Origin of the sequence: Brevundimonas sp. (assembly GCF_004210735.1) — a bacterium.
GTDB lineage: Bacteria > Pseudomonadota > Alphaproteobacteria > Caulobacterales > Caulobacteraceae > Brevundimonas.
Genome location: NZ_SDZL01000030.1, coordinates 26,514 through 35,280, shown reverse-complemented (window position 1 = coordinate 35,280; position 8,767 = coordinate 26,514). Strand labels below are relative to the sequence as shown.

Annotated in this window: 9 protein-coding genes; all 9 read left to right on the top strand. The window is 70.8% G+C overall.

What is annotated here, in order from left to right; genetic code table 11:
* Window positions 1-254 precede the first annotated feature (254 nt).
* Window positions 255-1,154, top strand: a complete 900-nt coding sequence (locus EON91_RS08450; RefSeq protein ID WP_292093428.1) for a class I SAM-dependent methyltransferase — start codon at window positions 255-257, stop codon at window positions 1,152-1,154.
* A 190-nt stretch (window positions 1,155-1,344) separates the two neighbouring features.
* Window positions 1,345-2,079: a pseudouridine synthase gene (locus EON91_RS08445; protein ID WP_292093426.1), complete on the top strand. Its 735-nt coding sequence runs from the start codon at window positions 1,345-1,347 to the stop codon at window positions 2,077-2,079.
* Between the two features lie 54 nt (window positions 2,080-2,133).
* Entirely contained in the window at window positions 2,134-3,348 is a 1,215-nt protein-coding gene (locus tag EON91_RS08440; RefSeq protein ID WP_292093424.1) for an FAD-binding oxidoreductase, read from the top strand.
* Window positions 3,349-3,379: 31 nt separating this feature from the next.
* On the top strand, window positions 3,380-4,021 hold the full coding sequence (locus EON91_RS08435) for a phosphoribosylanthranilate isomerase (RefSeq protein ID WP_292093423.1): 642 nt from the start codon (window positions 3,380-3,382) through the stop codon (window positions 4,019-4,021).
* A gap of 32 nt (window positions 4,022-4,053) precedes the next feature.
* Window positions 4,054-5,268 carry a tryptophan synthase subunit beta gene (trpB, locus tag EON91_RS08430; RefSeq protein ID WP_292093421.1) on the top strand — a complete coding sequence of 405 codons (1,215 nt, stop codon included), beginning with the start codon at window positions 4,054-4,056 and terminating at the stop codon, window positions 5,266-5,268.
* Window positions 5,265-5,678, top strand: coding sequence for a hypothetical protein (locus EON91_RS08425; RefSeq protein WP_292093417.1), 414 nt, complete (start codon window positions 5,265-5,267; stop codon window positions 5,676-5,678). Before trpB ends, EON91_RS08425 begins: the two co-directional genes overlap by 4 nt.
* Window positions 5,675-6,517 (top strand): tryptophan synthase subunit alpha, encoded by an 843-nt coding sequence (trpA, locus tag EON91_RS08420; protein ID WP_292093415.1) that lies wholly within the window; start codon window positions 5,675-5,677, stop codon window positions 6,515-6,517. Before EON91_RS08425 ends, trpA begins: the two co-directional genes overlap by 4 nt.
* A 10-nt stretch (window positions 6,518-6,527) precedes the next feature.
* Window positions 6,528-7,421 (top strand): acetyl-CoA carboxylase, carboxyltransferase subunit beta, encoded by an 894-nt coding sequence (gene accD, locus EON91_RS08415; RefSeq protein ID WP_292093414.1) that lies wholly within the window; start codon window positions 6,528-6,530, stop codon window positions 7,419-7,421.
* A gap of 9 nt (window positions 7,422-7,430) precedes the next feature.
* A complete protein-coding gene (locus EON91_RS08410) occupies window positions 7,431-8,705 on the top strand; it encodes a folylpolyglutamate synthase/dihydrofolate synthase family protein (protein WP_292093412.1) in 1,275 nt (424 codons plus the stop codon).
* The last annotated feature ends 62 nt before the right edge of the window (window positions 8,706-8,767 follow it).

The window sequence follows — 8,767 nt, the reverse complement described above, 5'->3', positions numbered from 1 at the left end:
GGACCGCGATGGGCAAGGCCCGGCGGGGTGGAGGGGGCGAGTTCAAGCGCCGCGCCTGGCGTCCGCCCCCTCCACCGCCTGCGGCGGTCCCCCTCCCCCGTGAACGGGGGAGGATCGGTTTCAGACCTTTCAGACTAATCAGACCGTCTTTTCCGCCCCCGACCCACCCCCGATTTCAGACCTTTCAGACTATTCAGACCCTGTTTTTTCCGCCCGGGTCTGAAATCCGCCGCCGGACCCGCTATAGGCCCCGCATGACCACGCTTCTCTATGGCCGCCCACCGGCGGTGTTCGATCCGCCCGGCGCCGCCGTCCAAACCTCGCCCCTGATCCCCGGCTCGACCGCGCTGGAGGATATCGCCCCCGGTTCGGCCGAGGCGGCGATGATCTACGCCCCGCCCGGCGCGGTGGAGCGGCGCTACACCCTGGCCCTGGCCCTGCGCGCGCTGAAGCCCGGCGGCCGCCTCGACGTCATGGCGCCCAAGGACAAGGGCGGCTCGCGCCTGGGCAAGGAGCTGAAGGCCTTCGGGCTGGAGGTGAACGAGAGCGCCAAGGCCCACCACCGCCGCTGCGTCGTCATCCGTCCCGAAACGGTCCAGGGGCTGGACGCCGCCATCCTTGAGGGCGCGCCGCGTCTGGTCGACGGGCTGGACGCCTGGTCCCAGCCCGGCGTCTTCGCCTGGGACCGGATCGATCCCGGCACCGCCCTGCTGGCCCAGCATCTGCCGCCGCTGAAAGGGGCGGGCGCGGACCTGGGCTGCGGCTTCGGGGCCCTGGCCACCGTGGTGCTGCGCTCGCCCACCGTGGCGGCCCTGCGCCTGATCGACCTGGACCGCCGCGCCGTCGCCATGGCCCAAAAGAATGTCACGGACGCCCGCGCGACCTTCGACTGGGCCGACGTGCGCACCCTGCCCGCCGACGGGGCGCTGGACTTCATCGTCAGCAATCCGCCCTTCCACGACGGCGGGTCCGAGGACAAACGCCTGGGCCAAAAATTCATCCGCCAGGCGGCGGGCCTGCTGAAAAAGGGCGGCGTCCTGTGGCTGGTCGCCAACCGTCACCTGCCCTACGAGGCCGAGCTGAACGAGGCCTTCAAACGCGTCCGCCCCGTCGCCGACACGGGCGGCTACAAGATTTTCGAGGCGGTGAAGTGATCGCCCTTTCGTCATCCTCCGGCGACCCTCGCGCCAGCGAGGCGAGACCGGGGGACCCAGCGGCGCGCGAGAGCGCGACCCTGTCACGGGCGCTCCGATCGGCCGATCTGCGGGCAAGGATTGTCGCCTTCGGCGCCGCTGGGTCCCCCGGTCTGCGCCGCAAGCGGCTTGCCGGAGGATGACGAAAGCCATGGCCAAGACCCCCACCGCCCGCCTCGACAAGCTGCTCGGCTCGATGGGCTACGGCTCGCGGCAGGAGATGGCGCGGCTGGCGAAAGCGGGCGGCGTCGTCCTGGACGGGGTCGAGCTGACCGACGCCTCGCAACGCCTCGCCGTCACCCCCGACCTGCCCGCGCGCATGACCGTCGACGGCCGCCCGCTGGACCCGGTTCAGGGCCTGGTCATGCTGCTGAACAAGCCGCTGGGCATGACCTGTTCGCGCAAGGAGGATGGGGCCCTGGTCTATGACGTGCTGCCCACCCGCTGGCTGCGGCGCGACCCGGCCATCTCGACCATCGGGCGGCTGGACAAGCAGACCACCGGCCTGCTGCTGCTGACCGACGACGGCGACCTGCTGCACCGGGTCATCAGCCCCAAACGCCATGTGGCCAAGGTCTATCGCGCGACCCTGGCCCGCCCCCTGACCGGGCATGAGGGCGCGCTGTTCGCCTCGGGCGAGCTGGTGCTGGAGGGCGAGGACAAGCCCCTGGCCCCCGCCGTGCTGGAGGTCGTCAGCCCGACCGAGGCCCTGCTGACCGTGACCGAGGGGCGCTATCATCAGGTCCGCCGCATGTTCGCCGCCGCCGGCAATCATGTGGAGACCCTGCACCGCGAGCGGATGGGCGCCCTGACCCTGCCGGACGACCTGGCGCCCGGCGAATGGCGCCTGCTGACGCCGGAGCAGATCGACCTGATCTTCGCCTGAGGGAACCCCGGCGCCGTCCACGGCTTAAGGCCCCGCTTGCTGCGGAGTCTGCCCATGACCGGCGCTACCCTGAAACGCGATCTGCGCACCGGCCGCTCGCTGTGGGCCGACAGTCCCGGCCTGGGCGTGCCCGTGCGGCCGCTGAAGGCGGCGATCACGGTGGACGTGGCCATCGTCGGGGCGGGCATCAGCGGCGCCTTCATGGCGCACGAGCTGAGCCGCGATCACGCCGTCGCCGTGCTGGACCGCCGCCCGCCGCTGACCGGCTCGACCGTCGCCTCGACCGCCATGCTGCAGTGGGAGATCGACCTGCCGCTGACCACCCTGTCCGACCGGATCGGCCCGGCCAAGGCCAGGCGCGCCTATATGCGTTCGCGCGCCGCCGTGGACGCGCTGAAGCGGATCGTGGAGCAGGAGCGGATCCCTTGCGGGCTCAAGGACAAGGCGACCCTGTATCTGGCGGGTGACGACCACGGCCACCGCGCGCTGCAGGCCGAGGCCGAGGCCCGCGCCGCACTGGGGCTGGACAGCGTTTGGCTGGACAAGGCGGCGGTGCGTGACCGCTTCAACATCGACCGCACCGGCGCGATCCTCAGCCAGGGCTCAGCCGGCGCCGACCCCGCCCGCCTGGCCGCCGGCCTGTTGCGCCGGGCCCAGGCGAACGGCGCGCGGGTCTATTCCCGGGTCGAGGTGCTTCAGGCCGCCAGCGATCCCGACGGCGTCACCCTGCTGACCGACGCGGGCCATGCGGTGCGGGCCAGCACGGTCGTCTTCTGCTGCGGCTACGAGTTCCCCAAGGGCGTGGCGACGCCGGGCGCCAAGGTCATCTCCACCTGGGCCCTGGCCAGCCAGCCCCGCACCCGCTGCCCCGCCTGGCTGCGCGACATGCTGGTGTGGGAGGCGTCCGACCCCTACCTCTATTTCCGCATGGGCGGCGACGGCCGCCTGATCGTCGGTGGCGAGGACGAGGCCGACCCCCTGGCCCATGCCGACAAGGCGAAGCTGCAGCGCAAATGCGCGACCATCGCGGGCAAGCTGCGCACCCTGCTGCCCGGCGTCGATTTCGAGGTGGACTACAGCTGGGCCGGCGCCTTCGGCGAAAGCGCGACAGGCCTGCCCTCCATCGCCCCCGTGCCGGGCATGGAGCACGCCTTCGCCGTCATGGGTTTCGGAGGCAACGGCATCACCTATTCCGTCATCGCCAGCCAGATCGTGGCCGCCGCCATCCGCGGCCGCCCCGACCCCGACGCCGACCTGTATCGCCCTTGACCCGAGGCCCGGCCGCGCGCACCTCGGTGGCATGAGCACCGGTGTGAAAATCTGCGGCTTGATGACGGCTCACGCCATGGAAGTGGCCCTGGATGCAGGCGCGGCCTATGTCGGCCTTGTCATGGTCAAGGCTAGTCCGCGATACATCGGCCCCCACCTCGCCCGCTCCTTGGCGCTTCAAGCTCGGGGCCGAGCCAAGACGGTTCTCCTTTTTGCGGATACGCCCCGGCGCGAGAGGGACTTGCTGGTCCACGACATCGAGCCGGACATGATCCAGCTCCACGGCAGCGAAAGCCTGCTCGAGATTGCAGATGTCAGGGTCGATTACGAAGTACCTGTGATCAAGGCGGTCGGCGTATCCGGGTCTGACGACCTAGCGCAGTTGGACGCCATCCAGGCGGTGGCCGATTTCCTCCTGCTGGACGCCAAGCAACCGCGGGGTTCCCAGCGGACAGGCGGCCATGGCGCGTCCTTCGACTGGTCGCTGCTGGCGGGGCGCCAGTTCGACCGGCCGTGGTTCCTGGCGGGCGGTCTGACCCCCGACAATGTCGCCGAGGCGGTGCGGATCACGGGCGCGCCGCTGGTCGACGTGTCCACTGGCGTGGAAAGCGCGCCGGGTGTTAAGGACAACGGCCTGATCCAGAGCTTCCTCGGGGCCGTATCGCGGTCCTGATTTCGTCGCCTTCCCGCGAAAGACTGCCTGCTGTGAACGCCATCCTCCCCAACCGCTACGCCTGGCCTGATGCCGAGGGCCGCTTTGGCCCTTACGGCGGCCGCTTCGTGCCCGAAACCCTGATGCCGCTGATCCATGAGCTTCAGGCGGCCTATGACGCGGCCAGGGCCGATCCGACCTTCCAGGCCGAGCTGGACGGGTTTCTGGAGCACTATGTCGGCCGCGCCAGCCCGCTGTATTTCGCCGAGCGCCTGACCGACCATTTCGGCGGGGCCAACATCTGGCTGAAGCGCGAGGACCTGAATCACACGGGCGCGCACAAGATCAACAACTGCATGGGCCAGATCCTGCTGGCCCGTCGCATGGGCAAGACGCGCATCATCGCCGAGACCGGCGCCGGTCAGCATGGCGTCGCCTCGGCCACCGTCTGCGCCCGCTTCGGCTTGCCCTGCACCGTCTATATGGGCGCGGTCGATGTCGAGCGGCAGCAGCCCAACGTCTTCCGCATGAAGCTGCTGGGGGCCGAGGTCGAGGCCGTCACCGCGGGGGCGGCGACGCTTAAAGACGCGATGAACGAGGCGATGCGTGACTGGGTCACCAACGTCGCCGACACCTATTACATCATCGGCACGGCCGCCGGTCCGGCCCCCTATCCGGCCATGGTGCGCGACTTCCAGTCCGTCATCGGCAAGGAGATCAAGGCCCAGTCACAGGCCCGGTTCGGCAGGCTTCCCGATGCGGTCGTGGCCTGCATCGGGGGCGGCTCCAACGCCATCGGCGCCATGCACCCCTTCATCGAGGACGAGGGCGTGCGCCTGATCGGCGTCGAGGCGGCGGGCCATGGCCTGGACACGCCCGACCACGCCGCCAGCCTGAAGGGCGGCCGCCCCGGCGTGCTGCACGGCAACCGCACCTATCTGCTGCAGGACGCGGACGGCCAGATCCTGGAGGGGCACTCTATCTCGGCCGGCCTGGACTATCCGGGCATCGGGCCCGAGCACGCCTGGCTGAACGACCTGGGCCGCGGCGAATATCTGTCCGCCACCGATGACGAGGCGCTGGACGCGTTCCAGCAGCTGTCGCGGCTGGAAGGGATCATCCCGGCGCTGGAGCCGTCGCACGCCCTGGCCCGCATCGGCGAGGTGGCCCGGGACGTGGGCAAGGGGGGCGACGTCGTGCTGGTCCTGTCGGGACGCGGCGACAAGGACATCTTCACCGTGGCCAAACATCTGGGAGTGCAGCTGTGAGACGTATCGTCCCCCTGCTGGCGGCCGCGTTCGCGACCTTGGCCAGCCCTTCTGTGGCCCAGCAGGCCATCCCCCTGGATGTGCCGCTGTTGCAGGGCGCGCAGGCGGCGCCGGCCTGTGGCGACCTGCTGGGGCTGGCCGGTCGCGCGGTCTGCGTGACCACGTCGCTGGAGCGGATGGAGAGCCTGACCGACGCTTATATCGCCCATCTGGGCGCGCAGGGCTGGCTGATCGCGGGCGGCGACGGTGACCGCGCCGTCTTCGTGCGCCGCAAGACCGATGGCGGCTGCGACGGACTGCAGATGCTGGCCTTCTATGACACCTCAAAGCCGGCGACGGCGGACACACCCGGCTATCTGGGCTTCTCCAGCGTGCCGGGCGCCTGCGGGGCGCCGGAGGCGGCGCAATGACCACCGCGCGTATCGACGCCCGCTTCGCCGCGCTGAAGGCCCAGGGCCGGGCCGGCTTCATCCCCTACGTCATGACCGGCGACCCCGGCCGGGACGAGGCGCTGGCGATCCTGCGCGGCCTGCCCGCCGCCGGGGCCGATCTGATCGAACTGGGCCTGGCCTTCTCTGACCCCATGGCCGAGGGCCCGCCGATCCAGCGCGCCGCCCTGCGTGGCCTGCAGGCGGGCATGACCCTGCGCGGGACGCTGGACCTGGTCGCGGACTTCCGCGCGGGCGACGCGGAGACGCCGCTGATCCTGATGGGCTATCTGAATCCGATCGAATCCTATGGCTACGACGCCTTCGCGCGCGACGCGGCGGCGGCGGGCGTGGACGGGGTCATCGTCGTGGACTGCCCGCCCGAAGAGGCCGCGCCTTTGCTGACGGCGTTGCAGGCGGCGCAGGTCTCACTGATCCGTCTGGCCACGCCGACGTCGGATGACGCCCGGCTGAAGGTGCTGGCCCAGGGCGCCTCGGGCTTTGTCTATTATGTCTCGGTCGCGGGCGTGACGGGGGTCAAGGAGGCGCAGGCCGACGCTGTCGCCCCGGCGGTCGAACGGGTGCGCCGGGCCTCGGGCATGCCGGTCGCCGTCGGCTTTGGCGTGAAGACGCCGGAACGCGCGGCCGAGATCGCCCGCGTCTCTGACGCCGTGGTCGCCGGGTCTGTCTTTGTGGACGAGGTCGCCGCCGCGCTGGCCGCGAACGAACCCGCCGCCCCCCGCGTTCTGGCGAAGGTAAAGGTGCTGGCCGATGCGGTGCGACATGCGCGGACTAGTGCTTCCGTGACGGAAACCGTCTAAAGGCGCGCCCATGGTCGACAAGAACAATCCGCAGAACCGCCCGCGCGGCGGATGGCTCAGCCGCTTCGCCCCCGGTGTGCGCAAGATCGTCAGCCGGCGCGACACGCCCGACAACCTGTGGGTCAAGGACCCCGACACCGGCGAGATGCTGTATCGTTCGGACCTGGAGACGGCCCTGTGGGTCACCCCGTCCGGCCGCCACATGCGCATCAATGCGCCCACGCGCCTGAAGGCGACCTTCGACGGCGGCGACTATGAGTCGATCGACACGCCCGACGTGCCGGAAGACCCGTTGAAATTCTCGGACGGCAAGTCCTATCGTGACCGGCTGAACGCCGCACGCAAGGCGGCGGGCCGCAAGGACACCATGGCCATCGGCTATGGCCAGATCGACGGGACCCCGGCCGTGGTCATCGTTCAGGACTTCACCTTCATGGGCGGCTCGCTGGGCATGGCGGCGGGCGAGGCGTTCGTCGCGGCCGCGCGCGAGGCGGTGAAGCGCGGCGTGCCCTTCGTCTGCTTCACCGCCGCCGGCGGCGCCCGGATGCAGGAAGGCGCCCTGTCGCTGATGCAGATGGCGCGCACCACCCTGGCGGTGCAGGAGGTCAAGGCGGCGCAACTGCCTTACGTCGTCGTGCTGACCGACCCGACCACGGGGGGCGTCACCGCCTCCTACGCCATGCTGGGGGACGTCCATCTGGCCGAGCCGGGCGCCCTGATCGGTTTCGCCGGGCCGCGCGTGATCGAGACGACCATCCGTGAAAAGCTGCCGCCGGGCTTCCAGCGCGCCGAGTATCTGCAGGAAAAGGGCATGGTCGACCGCGTCGTCACCCGCGCCGACCTGCCGCGCGTGCTGAGCCAGATCCTGTCGATCCTGATGGGCGGCAAGCGCAAGGCGGCGTAACCTCCGGGCATGGACCCCATCTCCGAACGCCTTAGGGCGCGCCATCCGCAGAAGATCGACCTGTCGCTGGGGCGGATGCGGGCGCTGTGCGCGGCGCTGGGCGATCCGCAGGATCGGCTGCCGCCGGTGGTTCATGTCGCCGGCACCAACGGCAAGGGTTCGACCGTCGCCCTGATCCGCGCCATCGCCGAGGCGGCGGGCCTGCGGGTCCATGCCTATACCTCGCCGCATCTGGTGCGGTTCAACGAGCGGATCCGGCTGGCCGGGACGCTGATCGACGACGATACGCTGAACGGCATCCTGGACCGGGTCGAGGCGGTGTCGGGCGAGGCGACGGTGTTCGAAAGCACCACGGCCGCCGCCCTGCTGGCCATGGCCGAGGCGCCCGCCGATCTGGCGGTGGTGGAGGTCGGGCTGGGCGGTCTGCTGGACGCCACCAACGTCATCGACCGGCCGCTGCTCAGCGTCATCACCCCCGTCGATCTTGATCACGCCGAGTTTCTGGGTGACGTCATCGAGGGCGTCGCGGCCGAGAAGGCGGGCATACTCAAGGCCGGCGCGCGCGGCGTCGTCGCCCGCCAGTCCGAGGCCGTGATGGTGGTGATCGAGGCGGCGGCCGCCCGCGTCGGCTCGCCCCTGACGGTCATGGGCGTAGATTTCGACGCCTTCGCCGAGCGGGGGGGCATGGTGTTCCAGGATCAGGAGCGGTTCCTGGACCTGCCCGCGCCGGCGCTGGCCGGCGCGCATCAGATCGCCAATGCGGGCGTGGCCATCGCCGCCGCGCTGGAGCTGGACCTGCCCGAAGCGGCCATCGCCGAGGGGCTGCGGACCGTGCGCTGGCCCGCGCGGATGCAGCGGCTGACGGTCGGTCCCTATGGCGCCGCGGCGCGGGCGGCCGACGCCGAACTGTGGCTGGATGGCGGGCACAACCCCCATGCCGCGCGCGCTTTGGCCGAGGCGCTGGCCGAGCGGCAGGCGCGGGCGCCGCGTCCGCTGGCCCTGATCGTCGGCATGCTGGCCAACAAGGATGCGGGCGGTTTCTTTGAGGCGTTGACGGACACCGGCGCCCAGGTCTTCACCGTCGCCTTCGACGGCGCGGCGGCCGACCCCGCCGCTCTGGCCGCCGTGGCGCAGGGGCGGGGACTGGGCGCCATGCCGACCGCCTCGGTGACCGAGGCGCTGGACCGCGCGTTGGCGCTGGGCGCCGGGCGGGTGGTCATCTGCGGCTCGCTGTATCTGGCGGGCGAGGTGCTGGGGGCCGACCCCGAGACCTGGCCGAGTTAAGTCTGAACGCACGGTCGTCGCATCGCGATTGACGCTGGACCCGCGCCGACCAAGTAAGGCCG